Annotated in this window: 17 protein-coding genes; 8 read left to right on the top strand and 9 right to left on the bottom strand. The window is 64.6% G+C overall.

Annotation, left to right across the window (positions count from 1 at the left end; all coding sequences use genetic code 11):
* Positions 1–150: 150 nt before the first annotated feature.
* Complete coding sequence (locus tag HYH07_RS31755) at positions 151–1977, bottom strand: aminopeptidase P family protein (RefSeq protein WP_220006156.1); 1827 nt, start codon at positions 1975–1977, stop codon at positions 151–153.
* Positions 1978–2162: 185 nt separating this feature from the next.
* On the opposite strand from HYH07_RS31755, the gene HYH07_RS31750 reads away from it, so the two are divergent.
* Complete coding sequence (locus tag HYH07_RS31750) at positions 2163–2336, top strand: hypothetical protein (protein ID WP_220006155.1); 174 nt, start codon at positions 2163–2165, stop codon at positions 2334–2336.
* 96 nt (positions 2337–2432) lie between these two features.
* On the opposite strand, the gene HYH07_RS31745 is transcribed toward HYH07_RS31750, so the two are convergent.
* The gene (locus HYH07_RS31745; protein WP_220006154.1) at positions 2433–3320 is read right to left on the bottom strand and encodes a 50S ribosomal protein L11 methyltransferase; all 888 of its coding nucleotides are present in this window, start codon (positions 3318–3320) and stop codon (positions 2433–2435) included.
* A 161-nt stretch (positions 3321–3481) separates the two neighbouring features.
* Here HYH07_RS31745 and HYH07_RS31740 point away from each other — a divergent pair, with 161 nt between their 5' ends.
* Complete coding sequence (locus HYH07_RS31740) at positions 3482–3637, top strand: Flp family type IVb pilin (RefSeq protein WP_083514188.1); 156 nt, start codon at positions 3482–3484, stop codon at positions 3635–3637.
* Between the two features lie 311 nt (positions 3638–3948).
* Here the strand turns inward: HYH07_RS31740 and HYH07_RS31735 are convergent, their stop codons facing one another.
* A complete protein-coding gene (locus HYH07_RS31735) occupies positions 3949–5559 on the bottom strand; it encodes an NAD(P)/FAD-dependent oxidoreductase (RefSeq protein WP_220006153.1) in 1611 nt (536 codons plus the stop codon).
* 216 nt (positions 5560–5775) lie between these two features.
* On the opposite strand from HYH07_RS31735, the gene HYH07_RS31730 reads away from it, so the two are divergent.
* A complete protein-coding gene (locus HYH07_RS31730) occupies positions 5776–8058 on the top strand; it encodes a spermidine synthase (RefSeq protein ID WP_220006152.1) in 2283 nt (760 codons plus the stop codon).
* 108 nt (positions 8059–8166) lie between these two features.
* On the opposite strand, the gene HYH07_RS31725 is transcribed toward HYH07_RS31730, so the two are convergent.
* From HYH07_RS31725 to HYH07_RS31710, 4 genes are all read right to left on the bottom strand, one after another.
* A complete protein-coding gene (locus tag HYH07_RS31725; protein WP_228749881.1) occupies positions 8167–9105 on the bottom strand; it encodes a glycerophosphodiester phosphodiesterase in 939 nt (312 codons plus the stop codon).
* A 183-nt stretch (positions 9106–9288) separates the two neighbouring features.
* Positions 9289–10068: a L,D-transpeptidase gene (locus tag HYH07_RS31720; protein WP_220006151.1), complete on the bottom strand. Its 780-nt coding sequence runs from the start codon at positions 10066–10068 to the stop codon at positions 9289–9291.
* A 357-nt stretch (positions 10069–10425) separates the two neighbouring features.
* Complete coding sequence (locus tag HYH07_RS31715; RefSeq protein WP_220006150.1) at positions 10426–11187, bottom strand: ABC transporter permease; 762 nt, start codon at positions 11185–11187, stop codon at positions 10426–10428.
* Entirely contained in the window at positions 11184–12107 is a 924-nt protein-coding gene (locus HYH07_RS31710) for an ABC transporter ATP-binding protein (RefSeq protein ID WP_220006149.1), read from the bottom strand. The genes HYH07_RS31715 and HYH07_RS31710 overlap by 4 nt, the downstream gene beginning before the upstream one ends.
* A gap of 275 nt (positions 12108–12382) precedes the next feature.
* Between HYH07_RS31710 and HYH07_RS31705 the strand changes: the two genes are divergently transcribed.
* Positions 12383–13099, top strand: a complete 717-nt coding sequence (locus HYH07_RS31705; protein WP_220006148.1) for a hypothetical protein — start codon at positions 12383–12385, stop codon at positions 13097–13099.
* A 105-nt stretch (positions 13100–13204) separates the two neighbouring features.
* Here HYH07_RS31705 and HYH07_RS31700 read toward each other — a convergent pair whose 3' ends face one another.
* The gene (locus HYH07_RS31700) at positions 13205–14056 is read right to left on the bottom strand and encodes an alpha/beta fold hydrolase (protein WP_220006147.1); all 852 of its coding nucleotides are present in this window, start codon (positions 14054–14056) and stop codon (positions 13205–13207) included.
* Positions 14057–14182: 126 nt separating this feature from the next.
* On the opposite strand from HYH07_RS31700, the gene HYH07_RS31695 reads away from it, so the two are divergent.
* Positions 14183–14803, top strand: coding sequence for an ABATE domain-containing protein (locus tag HYH07_RS31695; protein WP_220006163.1), 621 nt, complete (start codon positions 14183–14185; stop codon positions 14801–14803).
* A 125-nt stretch (positions 14804–14928) separates the two neighbouring features.
* A complete protein-coding gene (locus tag HYH07_RS31690) occupies positions 14929–15882 on the top strand; it encodes a LysM domain-containing protein (RefSeq protein ID WP_220006146.1) in 954 nt (317 codons plus the stop codon).
* Positions 15883–15889: 7 nt separating this feature from the next.
* Here HYH07_RS31690 and HYH07_RS31685 read toward each other — a convergent pair whose 3' ends face one another.
* Positions 15890–16963 (bottom strand): tartrate dehydrogenase, encoded by a 1074-nt coding sequence (locus HYH07_RS31685; protein ID WP_220006145.1) that lies wholly within the window; start codon positions 16961–16963, stop codon positions 15890–15892.
* A 281-nt stretch (positions 16964–17244) separates the two neighbouring features.
* Here HYH07_RS31685 and HYH07_RS31680 point away from each other — a divergent pair, with 281 nt between their 5' ends.
* Both HYH07_RS31680 and HYH07_RS31675 read left to right on the top strand, forming a co-directional pair.
* Complete coding sequence (locus tag HYH07_RS31680; RefSeq protein WP_220006144.1) at positions 17245–18162, top strand: LysR substrate-binding domain-containing protein; 918 nt, start codon at positions 17245–17247, stop codon at positions 18160–18162.
* A 40-nt stretch (positions 18163–18202) separates the two neighbouring features.
* Entirely contained in the window at positions 18203–19027 is an 825-nt protein-coding gene (locus tag HYH07_RS31675) for an aspartate dehydrogenase (RefSeq protein ID WP_220006143.1), read from the top strand.
* Positions 19028–19077: the final 50 nt, after the last annotated feature.

Raw genomic sequence — 19077 nt, 5'->3', positions numbered from 1 at the left:
AATCCAGTATTCCAGAGGCAGTCGTTTTATGCGGAGGGGCCGCGGCGTACTGGATGCCGCCGCCCCCGTGCGCAATTGCGCACCAGGCGGGGCATGACAGTCATATTGGAGAAGCAGCCTTGCGCAAACCGCGTAGCGCCATGCGCGGCGCTACGTCAGCTCCGCCGTGGCCCGATCCAGCCAGGCTTTCGTGGCCTCATCCAGCGCCGGCCCCACCTCGGTGCGGACGCGGGCGTGGTAGGCGTTGAGCCAGGCCAGTTCGTCCTTGCTCAGCATCGCTGTGTCAATGAGCCGGCGATCGATCGGCGCCAAGGTCAGCGTCTCGAACGCGTTCATCGCTTTCTCGGCGCCTTTGATGTCGGCCGCGACCACCAGCTCGAGATTCTCGATGCGGATGCCGAAGGCGTCGGTCTTGTAATAGCCTGGTTCGTTGGAGAGGATCATGCCGCGCTTCAGCGCCGTGGTGCCGAGTTTCGAGATCCGCGCCGGGCCTTCATGCACGCTGAGATAACTGCCGACGCCATGGCCGGTGCCATGCTCGAAATCGATTCCGGCGGCCCACAGATATTGCCGCGCCAGCGTGTCGAGCTGCGCGCCCGTGGTGCCGTCGGGGAAGACCGCGCGCGCGATCGCGACATGGCCGCGCAGCACGCGGGTGAAGCGGTCGCGCATCTCGTCGGTCGGCTCGCCGATCGCCATGGTGCGGGTCACGTCGGTGGTGCCGTCTTCATATTGCGCGCCGGAATCGATCAGCAGGAGATCGCCGGGCACAATGCGCCGGTTGCTCTTGCGGGTGACGCGGTAATGCACGATGGCGCCGTTCGGCCCCGTTCCCGAGATGGTCGGGAACGACACGTCCTTCAACGCACCAGTGTCGCGGCGAAAGGTCTCCAGCGCCTCGACCGCGTCGATCTCGGTGAGCTTGCCGCTTCCTGCCTCGCGATCGATGAAGGCGAGGAAGCGCGCCAGCGCGATGGCATCGCGCCGGTGCGCCGTCTGCGTGCCCTTGATCTCGGTGGCGTTCTTCACCGCCTTCAGCAGCGCGATGGGATCGTTGCCGCGCAGCGGCTTGCCGCCGCCCTCCGTGATCAACCGGCTCAGCGCCTCGGCCGCGGTAGCACCATCGAGGGCGATCGCAGCGCCGCTTTTGGCCAGCGCCATCAGCGTCGGCGTCAGCGCGTCGGGCTCGCGCACGTCGGCCGATTGCTCGAGATGGTCGCGCGTCAGATTGGAGAGCTTGCGGTGGTCGATGAACACGGTGGGACGGCCGAGCTTGGGCACCAGCGCGTAGGACAGCGGTAGCGGCGTGTGTGCGACGTCGGCGCCGCGGATGTTGAAGGTCCAGGCGACCGCATGGCTGTCCGACAGCACCAGCGCCTCGGCACCGAGCTTCTCGATCTCGCTCTTGATCTGCGCCACCTTCTCGGTCTCGGCGACCCCCGCATATTGCAGGCCGTGGATCGCGACCGGTGCGATCGGCGGCTGTGGCCGGTCCTGCCAGATTGCGTCGACCGGGTTGCCGTCGACCGCCACCAGTTCGGCGCCGGCCTTGGTGCAGGCGGCCGAAAGGCGTTCGGCTGCCGAAAAAGTGTGCAGCCACGGGTCAAATCCTAGGCGATCGCCCGATTTGAGATGCGCCGAGATCCAGCTCTCCGGCGGCGGATCGATCAGCGATTCCACCGCCCATGCCTTGGGGTCGACCTGCTTGGCGGCCTGGATGGTGTAGCGGCCGTCGACGAAGACCGCGGCTTCCTGGGCCAGTACCACGGCAAGTCCCGCCGAGCCGGTGAAGCCGGTCAGCCAGGCGAGCCGCTCTTCGGAGGGCGCCACATATTCATTCTGCTGCTGATCGGCGCGCGGAACGACGAAGCCGGTCAGCTTGCGGCGGGCGAGTTCTTCACGGAGCGCAGCCAGACGCGCCGTCAATGCGACGCCGGCCTCGGGCTCCTCGAATGTCTGGAAGTGTGCTTCGAACATGGCTCAGTTTAGGATCATGGGGATCAGTCCGCAATGTAGACGCAATTGCCCTTTCATCTGGCATGGACTGTGCTTGAAATTGTTCCATTCGAATTGAGTGGAGTAATGGATGCGGCAGTTGCGCTTCGTCCGGACAACAGGGAAGTTCGAGCAAGTGGTTCATCTCAACGGCGAGGGGACACACGATGCCAGCGTTCACCTTTGAGAAGATTTCGCCGCCGGTGCGCCGCGCGCCGGCTGCAACGACACCGAAAAAGCCGCGCAGCCTCATCAGCCAGATGATCGAGCGTTTCGCCGAACGTCGTGCGAAGCGGGCGTTGCGCGCTTCGGCGCGTGGTGACGAGAAGCAGATGAAGTAGCCAGATCGAGTGGTAGGGTGGGTTAGCGCAGCGTAACCCACCAATTGGTGCAACATGCGTTGGCGGATTACGCTTCGCTAATCCGCCCTACGACACTCACCCCATCTTCCGCAACAACAAGCTGCTCCACCCCTCGATCCGCAGATGCCGCAGCGGCACCAGGCCGCGCGCGCGGTAGGCGGCGATCACGGCGGGGGCTTGGTGGGTCAACAGGCCCGAGAGGATGACGCGAGCGCCGGGCGCAAGATGCCGGGCCATCGGGCCCGCCAATTGCCGCAGCGGATTGGCCAGGATGTTGGCCAGCACCAGGTCGAACGGGCCGCTTTTGGCAAAGTCCGGCGCGGCAAACCCGGTGGCGCGGATCACCCGCACATATTGACCTGTTTCGTTCAGGGCGGCGTTCTCGGCTGCAACCCGCACCGAGGGCGGGTCGATGTCCGAGGCCAGCACCACGCGATGCAGCGCCTTGGCCGCGGCGATGCCCAACACGCCGGTTCCGGTGCCGAGATCGAGCACGCGCTTCGGCTGCGCGTGCTTCAGGACATGGTCAAGCAGAAGTAAACAGCCACGCGTGGTGCCATGGTGTCCGGTGCCGAAGGCGAGGGCCGCCTCGATCTCGATGGCGAGCTTGTTTGGCGCCACGCGGTCGCGGTCGTGGCTGCCATGGACGACGAAGCGTCCGGCCGGCACCGGCACGAGGTCCTCCAGGCTCGCCTTGACCCAGTCCTTGGCTTCGACCGTGTCGAATTCAAGCGTCGCGGCGATGTCATTTCCTGCTGACGTTGCAACGAGTTCACGGAGCAATTCATGATTGGGCGCCTCTGCAAAATGCAGCGTGACATCCCATTGCCCATCCGGTCGTTCGAAAGCGGCGACCGCAGCATCGCCGTCGAAAAAGACTTCCGTCAGCACGTCGACGACACGCCTGGCAGCAGCCTCGTTGCCGATGGAAAAGCTGGCGCGATGAGTGGGAGAAGGCTGCATGCTCGGGTTCCATTGGGTTCAATTTGGGGAACTTTTGTACTCAATTTTCCGCATAACTTGCGGCTTCCGGATTAACCGGACTGTAGGTTGTGCTCCGTAGATTCCCCGACGTTCCAACCAACACCGCTCGGAATCGAAAACGGAGGCGAGTCTTGAAGCATATGATTTTGAAGTTCTGGTCCGATGAATCCGGCGCGACTGCGATCGAATACGGCCTGATCGCGGCCGGCATCGCGCTGGCCATCATCACCGTGGTGAACAGCCTGGGCACCACGATGAACGACAAGTTCGGTTCGATTAGCACCTCCTTGAAGTGATTTCTGCCTCCCATTTCCCAGCGGGGCCATTTTCTTCATAGACGGCTTTTCTCGACGACCGCCCGCTAGGGAGTTGCCCCCTGGTGGGCGATGTCGTTTTGGGAGCAAGCGAGGCTGACATCGCCGCGCGTGGCCACAGGTTGTCCACTCGCGATCGTGAAGTCTTCCACCGGCTTGTCCGCAGTCTATTCAGCCCCTTCTCCACAGCTTGATCCCTCGATGTACCCGGCGGTCGCGTGAGGATCCCAGCGCTTCACCACAGCCCTGCCAACAGGTCTGTCCACAGCCCATCCACGGACCCATCCACAGCCCTATGCACGGCTTGCGAACAGGCTGCGGTGATCGCGCAGGATCGCCTGCGCCGCGTTGTGGCCGGGGGCGCCGGTGACGCCGCCGCCGGGATGGGCCCCTGAGCCGCAATGATAGAGGCCCTTCAGCGGCCCGCGATAATCGGCATGACCCAGCATCGGCCGCGCCGAGAACAGCTGGTTCAGCGTCAGCGCGCCATGGAAAATGTCGCCCCCCAGCAGGCCGAATTGTCGCTCGAGATCCAGCGGGGAGAGGATCTGGCGGCCGAGCACGCTTGCCGCAAATCCCGGCGCGTAACTGTCCACCGTTGCGATCATGAGATCGGCGACCTCCTCGCGATGATCATCCCAGGATCTGCCGTCGGGCAGCTCCGGCGCGACGTGTTGGCAGAACAGGCTGGCGACGTGCTTGCCCGCCGGCGCGAGCGTGTCGTCGAGCGTCGAGGGGATCAGCATCTCGACGATCGGCTGTTTGCTCCAGCCCTGCGCCCGCGCGTCGAGCCAGGCGCGGTCCATATAGGCCAGGCTTGGTGCCACGATGATGCCGGAGGTGAGATGATCGCCGTCGCCAGGCAGCGCCGTGAAAGTAGGCAGGCGGTCCAGCGCCACGTTCATGCGGAAGGTGCCGGAGCCGTTCTTCCAGTGGCGGATGCGGGCGAGGAAATCTGCGGGCAGTGCGTCGGCTCCGACCAGCTGCGTGTAAAGCAGCTTGGGATTGACGTTGGCCGCGACGTATCTTGCGCGGATCGCCGTGCCGTTCTGCAGCATCACGCCGGTGGCGCGGTCGCGCTCGACGATTACCTCGCGCACGCCGGCATCGAGATCGATCGTGACACCGCGCGCGCGGGCGGCGCGCGCCATGGCCTGCGTGATCGCACCCATGCCGCCGATGGCGTGGCCCCAGACGCCTTTCTTGCCGTTCACCTCGCCAAAGGCGTGATGCAGCATCACATAGGCCGAGCCGGCCGCGTAAGGGCTCGCGTAGTTGCCGACGATGGCATCGAAGCCGAACAGCGCCTTGACCAGATCGTGCTCGAAGCGTTCATCCAGCATCTCGCCGGCCGATCGGGTGAAGAGATCGACCAGGCTGCGGCTTTGCTCCAGCGTCAGGGCGCGCAGGATGTTGGCTGTCGCCAGCGCATTCGCGGCCTCGCGGATCGCGCCGATGCCAAAACTGTCGAGCAGGTTCGGCGGCGCGCGCAGCACGAACTGTCGCAGCACGTCGGCGATGTCCTCGAGCTCGCGCGAAAAACCATCGAGCGCATCGGCATCGCGCGCGCTGAGCCGCGCAACCGACGCCCTGGTCCGCCCCTCGCCGGTGAGGAGATAGCTGCCGTCGGGCGCGGGCAGAAAATTCTGCGCGCGCCGTTCGACCACGCGCAGGCCTTGTTCTGCAAGTCCGAGGTCGTGGATCACTTGCGGATTGAGCAGGCTCACCGTGTAGGCCGCGACCGAGTTGCGAAAGCCCGGATGAAACTCCTCCGTAACAGCCGCCCCGCCGACCACCCTGCGGCGCTCGACCACATGCACGCGCAAGCCCGCCATCGCGAGATAGGCCGCGCAGGTGAGGCCATTATGGCCAGCGCCGATGATGACGACGTCGGTTTCGGTCATGATGAGTTCTAATGTTCCGCTGTCATTCCGGGATGGTCCGAAGGACCAGACCCGGAATCTCGAGATCCCGGGTTCGCCTCTTCGCATCGCCCCGGAACGACCGTCTAATATCAAGCATTCCTGCCTGCAACATCACGAGACCATTTATTGCCCGTTCAGGCGTGGTGTGCTCCATTGCGCGCGCCCGGCGCCCGCCGGAGGAATGCCGGAGCTCCCATGGATTCGATCGTGCGACCCGCCGCCACGGAGCAGCCGTCCGCCTCGCGCAACCGGCTGCTGCTGACGGTCTACACGGCCGCGATTTTCGTCAGCGCGCTGTTGCTGTTTTCGGTGCAGCCGCTGTTCACGAAAATGGTGCTGCCACGGCTCGGCGGCTCGCCGGCGGTGTGGTCGGTGGCGATGGTGTTCTTCCAGTCGCTGCTGCTGGCGGGCTATGCCTATGCGCATCTGCTGATGCAGGTGAAAAACCGCGTGGTTCCGGTCGTGGTGCATCTGGTGCTGCTGATCGCGGCTTTCGTGACGCTGCCGCTCGGTATCGCCAGCGCCTATGGCGAGCCGCCCGCGTCGGGCTATGCGTTCTGGCTGCTCGGCCTGTTCGTGATGTCGATCGGACTGCCATTCTTCGCGCTCGCTGCCAACAATCCGCTGCTGCAGGCCTGGTTCGTCCGCACGGGTCATCCTGATGGCCACGATCCATATTTCCTCTATGCGTCTTCGAACATCGGCAGCTTCCTCGCGCTGCTGTCCTATCCCTTTCTGCTGGAGCCGATGTTCACGTTGCACACGCAGAACCGGCTCTGGACCGGCGGCTACGGCCTGCTGATCCTGCTGATCGCCGCTTGCGGCGTGCTGCTGTTGCGCTCGCCGAAGGTTGCATTGGCCGATATGCGTGCCGAAGAGGCGAATGCGCCGGCGCCAGGCATCGTGACGCGGCTGCGCTGGATCTTCCTCGCAGCAGTGCCGTCAGGCCTGCTGATCGCGGTCACCGCGCATATCTCCACCGACGTCGCGGCGGCGCCGCTGCTATGGGTGCTGCCGCTGTCGCTGTATCTGCTGACCTGGGTGGTGGTGTTTCAGTCGCGGCCGCTTTTGCCGCACAAATGGATGCTGTTGCTCCAGCCTGTCGCGATCGCGGGCGTCGTCATCCTGCTGGCCTTCGGCGGCGAGCAGAATCTGCTGCTGACGCTTGGCGGCCACCAGCTCTGCTTCTTCATCATCGCCATGGCCTGCCACGGCGAGCTGGCGCGGACCCGCCCGGCCGCCAAATATCTCACCGGCTTCTATGTCGCGCTGTCGTTCGGCGGCATGGTCGGCGGCCTGTTCGCGGGCCTCGTCGCGCCCTTCACCTTCTCCTGGATCGCCGAATATCCGATCCTGGTCGCGCTTGCCGCGCTGTGCCGGCCGTCGGCGAACGAGCGTTTTGCGGCCATCGTGAAATGGTATTGGCTGGCGCTGGCCGTGCTCGCGGCCCTGCTGATTGCACCGTCTTATACGACGGGCAATGTTTCGACCTGGTTCGAGGATCAGCGCGTCTGGGTCGCCGGCGCCGTCGGCGCGCTGGCTGCGCTGCTGGCGCTCGCGCTCAATGCCAGTCGCTGGAAGATCTTTGCCACTGTCGCGCTCGCGCTCGCATTGATCCGAATCTATCCGGCCGACGAAGGCCGCGTCACCACGGTGCGCAGCTTCTTCGGCGTGCACAAGATCGTGGAGACGCCGGGCGGCTATTTCCATGTGCTGATGCACGGCACCACGATTCACGGCGCCGAGCGCTTCCGCAACAATGATGGCACGCCGGTCACCGGCCGGCCCGAGCCGATCACCTATTATCACCGGGATGGCGGCATCGGTCAGGCCATCACCGCAATCCGCGAGCGCAAAGGCGCGCCGCTCAAGGTCGCGGCGATCGGCGTTGGATCAGGCACGCTCGCCTGCGCCGCCGAACCAGGCGAAGACTGGAAATTTTTCGAGATCGACCAGTCCATGGTCGATGCCGCGCGCGATCCCAAAAACTTTCGCTACATCTCGAGCTGCCTGCCGGACCTGAAGCCGGTCATCGGCGACGCGCGCCTCACCTTCGCCAGAGAGCCCGACGGCATCTATGACCTCATCATCGTCGACGCCTATTCGTCGGATGCGATCCCGATTCATCTCGCGACCCAGGAGGCAATGAAGATCTATAAGGACAAGCTCGCCCCGCACGGCGCCGTGGTGATGCACGTCTCCAACCGCCACCTCGATCTCGAGCCCGTCGTGGTCGGCATTGCCGATGCCAACGATCTGAAGAGCTGGGTCTATGACGAGGATTCGGGGCGCGATGCCGACTACATCTTCTCCACCGACGTCGTCATCTCCGCGCGCGAGGCTGAAGACATCGGCAAGCTCGCGTTCTCCAAGCAGTGGGAAGAGACCGACGCGGACGAGAAGGTGCGGGTCTGGACCGACGACTATTCCAACATCCTCGGCGCGCTGTACCGGCGCTTGCGGTTCGGCGAGCAGTAGCGCTTCGTAGCCCGGATGGAGCGAAGCGCAACCCGGGACCCCCCTGCGCCTTGGGCCACACCGCTCCCGGATTTCGCTGCGCTCCATCCGGGCTACAAGGTGGAGGGCTCACGGCTGGACCGGTGTTCCCGCCGGCAGCTTTATGCCCTTCTCGCCGGCCACCTGCCGCAGCAGGTCGGGTCTGTCGGAGATGATGCCGTCGACGCCGAGCTCGATCATCCGGGCCATGTCGTCGGGCTTGTTGACGGTCCAGACCACGACGCGCAACGCAAGCGTATGCGCCTCTGCGACGAGTGCCGCGGTCACGTCACCGAAATAGGGTGACCACACCGCGCCGCCCGCGGCCTTGATGGTCCGCGGCAGCGAGCCGCCGTGATCGGCCGGGTTAAAACCCGCCGTCCAGCTGGTGGCCTTGTCGAGGGCGATCGTCGGCGCCGGGCCGCGCTGCAGTGTCAGATAAACCGTCGGAATGGCCGGGGCCTGCTGCTGGACGAGGAGCAAGGTCCGCCAGTCGAACGACTGGACCATGACGCGGCCCGAGAATTTTTCGTCCTCGATCACCCCGAGCAGCTTCGTGACGAAGGCCTGCGGCTCCAGCGATTCATCGGGATGATCGGGATCGATCTTGGTCTCGATGTTGAAGCGCACGCGTTCGTTGCCGGATTTGCGCACCAATGCGAACAGCTCCTTCAGCGTGGGAATGCGCGTCCCCGGCACGGCACGCTGGTCGGGAAACTGCTTCGCATAGGCGCTGTCCGGCCGGATCCGGCCGACGTCGTAGGTCCTGACGTCGGCGAACCGCAGCTTGACGAAGGGCGTGCCTGGTGCCGCGACATAGGTGCCACCAGCATCCCGCGCGAGGTCGGGATTGAGCCCGCGCTCATGCGACACGACCACCTCGCCGTCTGAGGTCACGCCGACATCGAGCTCGAGCGTGTCCACGCCCATCGTGAGTGCGTTGGCGAAGGCCGGCAGGGTGTTTTCCGGCAGCAGCGCCCGTCCGCCGCGATGCGCCTCGAGATCGAAAGCCATCGCTTTGCCAGTCATGGCTCCTCCTGCAGCGAGAAGACAGATCGTGCCGAGCAGGTGTGCAGGACGAAATGACATCATGAACCGCGACGGGCAAGAGGGACGGGAGCCTAAGCCGGACCGACCAATAATCGGCATCGACAGCGCCGTCCACCCCGTGAGAGTTCAGCGTCGGGGCGATGCCGAGCTCAAGCAATAGCGTCAGTTCTGGTAGTAGTAATAGCGCGGCTGATAGTATTGGCGCGGCTGCGGCTGATAGTAATAGCCCTGCTGGCTATAAGCCGGGTCGTAGGTCGGCTGCTGGGGTTGCGGCAGCTGCTGGTAGACCTGCGTGCCATAGGGGCGGGTGATCGGGCGCGGCGCCGGATAGCGCGTGCCGGTGTCGCTGCCGTCGGCTGGATAGATGTAGTTGTCGTCGTAGCGCCGCGCTGGCTGCATCGGCGGTGTCAGGCTGACGGGATCGCCTGAGGTGGCGTACGGCTCCTCGGCCGGCTGCTGGGCGCGGGCCACCGCATTGTTGGCGCGGCCGCGCGGGTTGCGGGCCAGCGCGACCTGCGCCGAGCCGGTCAGCGTCACCGTGGTGTTGAGCACGCCTTGCTCCTGCACCAGCGCGTAGAGCGTCGAGGCGTTTTGACGCGACAGCCGCACGCAGCCATGCGAGGCGGGCGTGCCCAATCGTCCGACCGAGTCGGTGCCGTGGATGGCGTGCCCGATCTTGGTGAAGAAGATCGAGTGCGGCATCGGCGCGTCGTCGAATTCCTTGGAGAAGTGATCCTCTTCCATGCGGAAGGCGCGGAAGGAGCCATTTGGCGTCTCGCGCGAGGGGATGCCTGTCGACACCGGCCAGCGGTAGCGCGTCACGCCGTCGACCGCGACCGTCATCTGCTGATTGTCCTTGTCGACGGTAATATCGACCTTGGCCTGCGCGGTGCCCGCGCTCAAAAGCATGAACGAAGTAAAAGCGATAAAAAACGAACGCATCTGACGTCTGGCCTCCGGCCTGTTCTTGCTAGCGCCGCGGCTCTCCGTCCCCGGCATGCACTATGCCTGCAATCCGGCTTTCGTTCCAGCGGCCTGCCTAGCTCACCTTCCTGCCATCGTTAACGCGATGCCGGGCGTAAGCAAGGCCGCTTTGTGCCGCGCCGGCGCTGCCGGTGCTGACATTTTCGCGAGCGCAGACGTTCATAACGCCGACAATTCATGACAAAGGCGCAACCATTTGGCGCCTTGCGCGTTAGTGGTGGTCCTTCCAGACACGTGGCTCTCGCCGCCGTTCCAACCATAGTCGGTGGATGAATGGATTCCGGGCTCGCCCTTCGGGCGCCCCGGAATGACAGCTCAGTTCTTCAGCCGATATCCGGTCCGGAAGATCCACCAGATCGCGGCGAGGCATATCGCCAGGAACGCCACCGTCATGCCGATGCTGACGGACACGCTGACGTCAGCGATCTCGTAGAAGCTCCAGCGGAAGCCGGAGATCAAATAGACGACCGGGTTGAGCAGGGCCAGCGTGCGCCAGGTCGACGGCAGCATGTCGATGGAATAGAAGCTGCCACCGAGGAAGGTCAGCGGCGTCACCACCAGCATCGGGATCATCTGCAGCTTCTCGAACCCGTCGGCCCAGATGCCGATGATGAAGCCGAACAGGCTGAAGGTCACCGCCGTCAGCACCAGGAAGGCCAGCATCCAGACCGGATGATGGATGTGCAGCGGCACGAACAGCCCGGCCGTGGCGAGAATGATCAGGCCCAGAATGATCGACTTGGTCGCGGCGGCGCCGACATAGCCGAGCACGATCTCGAAATAGGAGATCGGCGCCGACAGGATCTCGTAGATCGTGCCGGTGAATTTCGGGAAGTAGATGCCGAACGAGGCGTTGGCGATGCTCTGCGTCAGCACCGACAGCATGATCAGGCCCGGCACGATGAATGTGCCGTAGCTGACGCCCTCGACCTGGCTGATGCGCGAGCCGATCGCAGCACCGAACACGACGAAATAGAGCGAGGTCGAGACGACGGGCGAGACGATGCTTTGCAGCAGCGTGCGCCAGGTGCGTGCCATTTCGAACAGATAGATGGCGCGGATGGCGCGGTGGTTCATGACGTCCTCACGAGGTCGACGAAGATGTCCTCGAGCGACGATTGGGTCGTGTCGAGATCGTTGAAGCGGATGCCGGCGGTGCGGAGGTCGCTGAGCAGGCTGGTGATGCCGGTGCGCTCGCCCTTGGTGTCGTAGTCGTAGACCAGCGTCGCCCCGCTGTCGCAAAGGTCGAGCTTGTATTGGCTGAGGCTCTCCGGCAGCGCGGCGAGCTTGCCCTGCAGATGCAGCGTCAGCCGTTTCCTGCCGAGCTTCTGCATCAGGGTCGTCTTGTCTTCGACCAGCACGATTTCGCCCTTGTTGATGACGCCGATGCGGTCGGCCATCTCCTCGGCTTCCTCGATGTAATGCGTGGTCAGGATGATGGTGACGCCGGATTGCTGTAAGGCCCGCACCACTTCCCACATGCCCTTGCGCAGCTCGACGTCGACGCCGGCGGTCGGCTCGTCCAAAAACAGGATCTGCGGCTCGTGCGAGAGCGCTTTCGCGATCATCACGCGGCGCTTCATGCCGCCGGACAGCGTGATGATCTTGTTGTCCTTCTTGTCCCAGAGCGACAGATCCTTGAGGATCTTCTCGATCAGGGCCGGATTCTTCGGCTTGCCGAACAGGCCGCGGGAGAAGCTCACCGTCGCCCACACGCTCTCGAAGGCGTCGGTATGGAGCTCCTGCGGCACGAGGCCGATCAGCGAGCGCGCCTTGCGGTAGGAGATCTGGATGTCCTCGCCACCGACCAAAACCTTGCCTTCGCTCGGATTGGCGATGCCGCAGATGATCGAGATCAGCGTGGTCTTGCCGGCGCCGTTGGGGCCGAGCAGCGCGAAGATCTCGCCGCGCCTGATGTCGAGATTGACGTTCTTGAGTGCCTTGAATCCGGACCCATAGGTCTTGGACAGGTTGGCGACGGAAATGATGGAAGACATGGGGGCCGCTAGGGTGGGGGATGCACCGGAACCTGCGCCCTGGCGGGCTCGTCCGGCGGACCCCCGAAATAGGAATGACCTTGCCCGGTCGCAATCGCCTGGAGAAAAATGGTCTCAAAACCGGCCCATTGGTGGTAGGTTTCGGGCAGGTGTTGCGCGATGGTCACGGATTGCGGCGAAGATCGCTATTCACGCGGCTCTTTGTTGCGTCTGCGAGCAGGCCAAGGCTACGATTCGGGCCGATCGCGAAGCGTATGTCCCCAGGGAAAACATCAATGAGACTGAACGGCCGTCACACCGCCGGCGCAAGCCAGTTGCCCGCCCTCCGCGTGTGGGCGATCTGCCTGCTCCTGCTGTCAGCTGTTGCCATGAGCCCGTCTCCCGCCAGGGCGGCGCCGAGCCAGGCCGCCGCAACGACGCACGTCTATCTGCTCCGCGGCGTGCTCAACATCTTCTCGCTCGGGCTCGACACCATCGGCGCCCGGCTCCAGGCCCAGGGCATTCCGGTCACGGTCGCGAACTTCGTGTCCTGGTCCTCGCTCGCCGATGAAGCCGCGACCGAGTACAGGGCGGGCCGGCTCAAGACCATCATCCTGGTGGGCCATTCCTCCGGCGCGACCGCGCTGCCCGACATGATCGCCAAGCTCAACCAGCTCGGCGTGCCCGTGAAGCTCGCGATCGGCCTCGACTCCGTGTTCAAGACCAGGCTGTCGACCGGCGCCGAGCGCTACATCAACATCTATATCGGCGACGGTCCGGGCGAGCCGGTGCGCGCCGCGGCCGGCCTTCGCGGCAAGCTCGACAATGTCGACGTGCGCGGCAGCGGCGTCGGCCACATCACCATCGACAAGAACGAGGCGATCCAGCGCCGCGTCATCGCCGAGATCGACGCGGCGATCGCCCGTTCGCGCGGTCCGGCACCGGTCGCCGAGCCTGGCGCCGCGCCGCGGGCCGCGCGCTCGGCGGCGGCGACGGCGCCGGCGAGGAACTGAGGCCTGGCGCCAGCAAATGCTGATCTGATTGTGCCGCCGCCGACTTGACTGTCGGCGGCGGCATCGTCTTGTCCGCGCTGCCGCAACGCCGTGGCGGCGCGTTCGCTATGCGAGAAAGGCGCGGATGGCGTCCGCGATCTCACTTGCGTGCGTCTCCAGTGCGAAATGTCCGGTGTCGAGGAATTTCACCACCGCATTTGGATTGTCGCGCTTGTACGCTTCTGCGCCGGGCGGGATGAAGAACGGATCGTTCTGGCCCCAGACCGCAAGGATGGGCGGCTTGTGCTTGCGGAAATAGTCCTGGAACGCGGGATAGAGAGCGACATTGCTCTTGTAGTCGCCGATCAGATCGAGCTGCACCTCATCGGCGCCAAGGCGTGCCAAATAGAAATTGTCGAGGTTCTGGCCGTCAGGCGATACAGCCGTCGGATCTGGGACGCCATGCGTATACTGCCAGCGTGTCGCATCCGGTGTGAGAAAGCCGCGCAGTGCCTCGCGATTGGCGGACGAAGGATCCTGCCAATAGGCCTTGATCGGTGTCCAGCCGTCGCTGAGGCCCTCCTCATAGGCATTGCCGTTTTGCGAGATGATCGCGGTGATCCTTTCAGGATGGCTGAGCGCAAGCCGGAAGCCGGTCGGCGCGCCGTAGTCGAAGACGTAGACGGCGAAGCGATCGAAGCCGATCACCTCGGTGAAGCGCTCGATCACGCGCGCAATGTTGTCGAAGCTGTAGCTGAAGGTTTCGCGCGAAGGCATGTCCGACTGGCCGAAGCCGGGAAGATCAGGTGCGACGATGTGAAACTTGTCCGCCAGCAGCGGGATCAGGTCGCGGAACATGTGACCTGCGCTCGGGAAGCCGTGCAGCAGCAGAAGCTTCGGCGCGCCGATCCGACCGGCCTCGCGATAGAACACCTTGAAGCCGTCGACGTCGGCGGTGCGGTAGGTTGTGCGGGCCATGAGCCTCTCCATTTCGAGTAACCTGTTAAATGGCATTGATATGGTTATGTGGATAAGGGTAACTTGTCAACTGCTGATTTGGTGGTTACGTTCGCCATGCCCACCCGGGATCAACAGGGATCACCCATGGACAAACCGCCCGCCGTGTTCATCGCCGACTCGCTCGGCCTGGATTTCCTCAATTCGATCGCGACGCCGGTCGATACGCCCGTCGACTGGATCGACGATGGCGGCGGGCTGATCGAGTGGCTGGCGCAGGCGAAGCTGGTTCCCACGGACGAACTGGAGGCGTTGAGAGCACGCGCGAAGCCTGGTGAGTTGGACGAGGTTGCCGATCAGGCCCGGGCCTTGCGCGAATGGTTCAGGGGCTTTGTCCGCGAGCATGCGGGCCGACCGCTCGCGGCGACGGCGCTCAAGGAGCTCGGTCCGCTGAACAGCCTCCTAGAACAGGACGAGGTCTTCAGCCGGATCGAACCGCGGCACGACGATAGCCATCGTGGCCTTGCGTTGCGGACCACGCGGCATTGGCGATCACCGCAGTCGCTGCTGTTGCCGATCGGTGAGGCGATGGCGAAGTTCGTCTGCAACGAAGACTTTTCCGACGTGAAGGCGTGCGAGGGCCATAATTGCACGATGCTGTTTGCGGACCACACCCGTCGCCGCGCGCGGCGATGGTGCATCATGTCGGTCTGCGGCAACCGAGCCAAACAGGCGGCGCATCGCAGCAGGCTCAAGAGCCGGCAGTGATCAGCTGATCGCGCATCACGGAGCCGGTTGACCAGGCGGGTTTCGTGCCGCAAAAACCACCCAATCGGCGGTCAAGAACCGCCGCGGGGAGGCCCCTGCCTCCCGTGGTGGGACTGTAGGACTTGATGATTGATCCAAGGCGACTTGTGGTGTTGGCAGCTTGCGCGCTGCTCGCCTTCAATCCCGGTCTGGCCGCGGCCTCACCCGCAAAGCCAAAGCCGGCTGCAGTCCCCGTGGTCGCACCGCCGCCTCCTGCTCCCCCGGTCGAGCCGCTGCCGCCGCCGAAGATTTATCTGTTCCGCGGCGCCATGGGGCCGTTCTTCTCGACCGGCATCGATCGGCTCAGCGAGAAGCTGACCAAGGCCGGCTTCTCGGCCGACGTTTACGAATTCACCTTGTGCCGGCTGATCGGCAATCGCGCGATCGACAGCTACAAGGAGAGCCCGGCGCCGATCGTGCTGATTGGCCATTCCATGGGTGGGCTGTGCTCGGTCATCATCTCCGAGATGGCAGCCAAGGAGAACATCCCGATCAGCCTCGTGATCGCCATCGACCCCGCGCACGCAACCGACGACGTGCCGCTCAATGTCGAGCGCTTCATCAACATTTTCCTGTCCGACAGCGTGCTCGGTGGCGGAGATGTGGTGGCGGTGCCTGGCTTTCGCGGCCATTATGCCAGCTACGATTTGAAGCTGAACGGCCGTGTCTCGCACATCAACATCGAGAAGTCGGACGACATCCATCGCCAGATCGTCGACATGGTGACGCAGTTGCCGCGTATCCAGGCGCAGACCCAGGCTGACGCCGTGCCGCTGCGTTATCAGGTCCCTGGGGACACGCTGGTTGAATTGTGGGACAGCGGCGTACGCATACCGGTCCGCACCGGCGATACGATGGAGAGCATCGCGGCAACCCATCGCGTGCCGGTCTGGGCCATCGCGCAGAGCAACTCGCTTGTCGAGAACGCCACGCTCACGCCGGGCCAGTCCATCATCGTCCCCAGGCATTTGATGCCGCCGGACGCCGCAGCCGCGATGGCGGTGCCGCCACCGGCGGCACCTTCGGCGCGCAAGAAGTAGCTTTCCCTCAGACGTTCGAGCCGTGGATCGCGTCGATCACGGCGTCGGTCACGTCCTTCGTCGTCGCCTTGCCACCGACGTCAGGCGTCAGCACGCCTGCGGCGCAGACCTGCTCGACCGCCTTCATCAGCCGCGCGGCCGCGTCCTTCTCGCCGAGATGCTCCAGCATCTGTGCGCCGGTCCAGAACGTCGCGACCGGATTGGCGATGCCCTTGCCGGTAATGTCGAAGGCCGAGCCGTGGATCGGCTCGAACATCGAGGGGAAGCGGCGCTGCGGATCGATGTTGCCGGTCGGCGCCACGCCGAGGCTGCCTGCGAGTGCACCGGCGAGGTCCGAGAGGATGTCGGCGTGGAGGTTGGTCGCAACGATGGTGTCGAGGCTCTTCGGATGCAGCGTCATGCGCACGGTCATGGCATCGACCAGCATTTTGTCCCAGGTCACGTCAGGGAATTCGGTCGCGACTTCCGCGGCGATCTCGTCCCACATCACCATGCCGTGGCGCTGCGCGTTCGACTTGGTGACCACGGTCAGGAATTTGCGCGGCCGCGACTGCGCGAGCTGGAACGCGTAGCGCATGATCCTGCTGACGCCGACACGGGTGAACACCGCGACTTCCGTGCCGACCTCCTCGGGCAGGCCTCTATGCGCGCGGCCGCCCATGCCGGCATATTCGCCCTCCGAATTCTCGCGCACGATCACCCAGTCGAGATCGCCGACGCCGACGTTGCGCAGCGGCGAGGCCACGCCCGGCAGGATCTTGGTCGGCCGCACATTGGCGTATTGGTCGAAGCCCTGGCAGATCGGCAGGCGCAGGCCCCACAGCGTGATGTGATCGGGCACGTCAGGTGCGCCGACCGCGCCGAAATAGATCGCGTCGAACTTCTTCAGCTCAGCGAGCCCATCGGCCGGCATCATCACGCCGTGCTTCTTGTAATAGGCCGAGCCCCAGTCGAAGGTTTTGACATTGAAGGCGATGTCACCGCTGCGCTTCGCCAAGGCCTCAAGCACGCGGATTCCGGCCGAGATCACCTCGGGGCCGATGCCGTCGGCGGGAATGGCTGCGATCGAATGGGTGCGCATGGGAGGCTCCGTTTGGGATGTCGCGGGTAAGCTTAGGCCGGGCCGTGAGGCGGATTCAATTGCCCGCTGGTTTATACAAAAAAATGATATAATCCCTGTAAGGCCGCCACGCCGTCATGGCCGGGCTTGACCCGGCCATCCACGTCTTGCCTTACGGAGCAAAGAACGTGGATGCCCAGGCCTTCGCCGCGCCGAAGCGGCTTCGGCCGCGCAGGCGGGACAGCCCGGGCATGACGACCTCGTATCAATCTTCTGCTCTAACCGAGAAGTTAGGACGTTGAATGGAATTGCATCAGCTCCGATGCTTCGTGGCGGCGGCCGAGCAGCTGCATTTCGGCCGCGCCGCCCAGCATTTGCAGATGCTGCCATCTGCGCTCGGCCGCCAAATCCGTCTGCTGGAGGAGGATCTGGGAACGCGACTGTTCGCGCGCACGACCCGGGCTGTCTCGCTCACCGAGGACGGCACCACCTTGCTGCGTGATGCCCGCGCCATCCTTGCCAAGGTGGAGGCGGTCGAGAGCAATCTGCGCAATCGCTCCCGCGCGGGCGCTGCGCGACGGCTGCGGATCGGCGCCGTCGACAGCGCTGCGGCGGGGCTGGTGCCGCCGCTGCTGCGTGACTTCCGCAGCAGGCATCCCGAAGTATCGGTCCAGCTTCTGGAGGACAAGACCGTCAGGCTGTTGCCAAAGATCCTGACCGGCGCGCTCGATCTCGCTTTCGTCCGTCCGCCGGATCGGGCGGACAAACGGCTCGAGTTTCGCCCGTTGCTGCAGGAAACCGCGATCGTGGCGTTTCCGCAGCGCCATGCGCTCGCGGCACGGAAATCGATCACGCTGGCGGACATTGCGGGCGAGGCGATGCTGGTGCCGGATCGCCGTTCGCGGCCGGACAGCTACAACCTCACCGTCAAGCTGTTCGAGCAGGCGGGCCTGACGCCGCGCATCGTGCAGGTCGCCGACGAGAAGCAGACCATCGTCAACCTCGTGGCAACCAAGCTCGGCGTTGCCATCGTGCCGCGCTGGACCACGCGGATGGCGGTTTCGGGCGTGCGCTTCGTGCCGCTCCGATTGAGGCAGAGCGGCCCGGTCGGCCGGCTGCCGCTGGCGGCGGCCTGGCTGCGCGGCTCACGTGATCCGGCCCGCGATGCCATGCTGGCAGTGCTGGAGGCGCGCCTGCGCTCCTATGCGCGGGAGGCGTGAGCGGCTATGACACGGGCTTGGACAAAAGGGGTATGACGCGATGACTGGGCAGAAAGCTACGAAAGAGTTGCGGGTGGCCATCGCCGGGCTGGGCTCGATCGGCAGCAAGATCGCGACCGCGCTCGATCATGGCATCGAGGGGTTGATGCTGTCAGCCGTGGCCGTGCGCGATCCCGCCAAGCATCAGGCGTATCTGGGCGGCCTGCGTCATCAGCCCCAAATCCTGCCGATCGATCAGCTCGGCGAGGTCGCCGACATCGTGGTCGAGTGCGCGCCGAGCAGCCAGTTGCGCGCGATCGTGGAGCCTGCGGTGAAGCGCGGCAGGTCCGCGGTCGTGGTCAGCGTCGGCGGTTTGCTCGACAATTTTGATCTCATCGATCTCGCCCGCGCCAAGGGCGGTCGCATTCTTGTCCCGACCGGCGCGCTGATCGGGCTCGATGCCGTCAACGCCGCCGCGCTCGGCACCATCCATTCGGTGAAGATGGTCACGCGCAAGCCGATCGACGGGCTGAGAGGCGCGCCGTTCATCGTTCAGAACAACATCGACATCGACAATCTGCGCGAGCCGCTCAAGCTGTTCGAGGGCAGCGCGCGCGACGCCGCAAAGGGCTTTCCTGCCAACGTCAATGTCGCCGTTGCGCTATCCTTGGCGGGCATCGGGCCCGATCGCACCCAGATCCAGGTCTGGGCCGACCCCACCGTAACGCGCAATGTTCATCGCATCGAGGTCGAAGCGGATTCGGCGCGATTCTCGATGGGCATCGAGAACATCCCGTCCGAAAATCCCAAGACCGGAATGATCACCGCGCTGTCGGTGATCGCACTGCTCCGCAAGCAGCGCGCCACGCTGAGCGTTGGGACGTAATCAGCGTGAGACTTTGTTAGCCCGGACGCGGCGCGCTCTATCCCCGTCAC

Source organism: Bradyrhizobium sp. BR 10261 (genome assembly GCF_019455395.1).
Lineage (GTDB): Bacteria > Pseudomonadota > Alphaproteobacteria > Rhizobiales > Xanthobacteraceae > Bradyrhizobium > Bradyrhizobium manausense.
The sequence above is the reverse complement of the archived record's forward strand: the minus strand, read 5'-3'. Positions and strand labels throughout refer to the sequence as shown.

Bases quoted from the DNA above. Each gene is read 5' to 3' on its own strand.
- HYH07_RS31755 (WP_220006156.1), bottom strand. From the start codon at position 1,977: ATGTTCGAAGCACACTTCCAGACATTCGAGGAGCCCGAGGCCGGCGTC.
- HYH07_RS31750 (WP_220006155.1), top strand. From the start codon at position 2,163: ATGCCAGCGTTCACCTTTGAGAAGATTTCGCCGCCGGTGCGCCGCGCG.
- HYH07_RS31745 (WP_220006154.1), bottom strand. From the start codon at position 3,320: ATGCAGCCTTCTCCCACTCATCGCGCCAGCTTTTCCATCGGCAACGAG.
- HYH07_RS31740 (WP_083514188.1), top strand. From the start codon at position 3,482: ATGATTTTGAAGTTCTGGTCCGATGAATCCGGCGCGACTGCGATCGAA.
- HYH07_RS31735 (WP_220006153.1), bottom strand. From the start codon at position 5,559: ATGACCGAAACCGACGTCGTCATCATCGGCGCTGGCCATAATGGCCTC.
- HYH07_RS31730 (WP_220006152.1), top strand. From the start codon at position 5,776: ATGGATTCGATCGTGCGACCCGCCGCCACGGAGCAGCCGTCCGCCTCG.
- HYH07_RS31725 (WP_228749881.1), bottom strand. From the start codon at position 9,105: ATGACTGGCAAAGCGATGGCTTTCGATCTCGAGGCGCATCGCGGCGGA.
- HYH07_RS31720 (WP_220006151.1), bottom strand. From the start codon at position 10,068: ATGCGTTCGTTTTTTATCGCTTTTACTTCGTTCATGCTTTTGAGCGCG.
- HYH07_RS31715 (WP_220006150.1), bottom strand. From the start codon at position 11,187: ATGAACCACCGCGCCATCCGCGCCATCTATCTGTTCGAAATGGCACGC.
- HYH07_RS31710 (WP_220006149.1), bottom strand. From the start codon at position 12,107: ATGTCTTCCATCATTTCCGTCGCCAACCTGTCCAAGACCTATGGGTCC.
- HYH07_RS31705 (WP_220006148.1), top strand. From the start codon at position 12,383: ATGAGACTGAACGGCCGTCACACCGCCGGCGCAAGCCAGTTGCCCGCC.
- HYH07_RS31700 (WP_220006147.1), bottom strand. From the start codon at position 14,056: ATGGCCCGCACAACCTACCGCACCGCCGACGTCGACGGCTTCAAGGTG.
- HYH07_RS31695 (WP_220006163.1), top strand. From the start codon at position 14,183: ATGGACAAACCGCCCGCCGTGTTCATCGCCGACTCGCTCGGCCTGGAT.
- HYH07_RS31690 (WP_220006146.1), top strand. From the start codon at position 14,929: ATGATTGATCCAAGGCGACTTGTGGTGTTGGCAGCTTGCGCGCTGCTC.
- HYH07_RS31685 (WP_220006145.1), bottom strand. From the start codon at position 16,963: ATGCGCACCCATTCGATCGCAGCCATTCCCGCCGACGGCATCGGCCCC.
- HYH07_RS31680 (WP_220006144.1), top strand. From the start codon at position 17,245: ATGGAATTGCATCAGCTCCGATGCTTCGTGGCGGCGGCCGAGCAGCTG.
- HYH07_RS31675 (WP_220006143.1), top strand. From the start codon at position 18,203: ATGACTGGGCAGAAAGCTACGAAAGAGTTGCGGGTGGCCATCGCCGGG.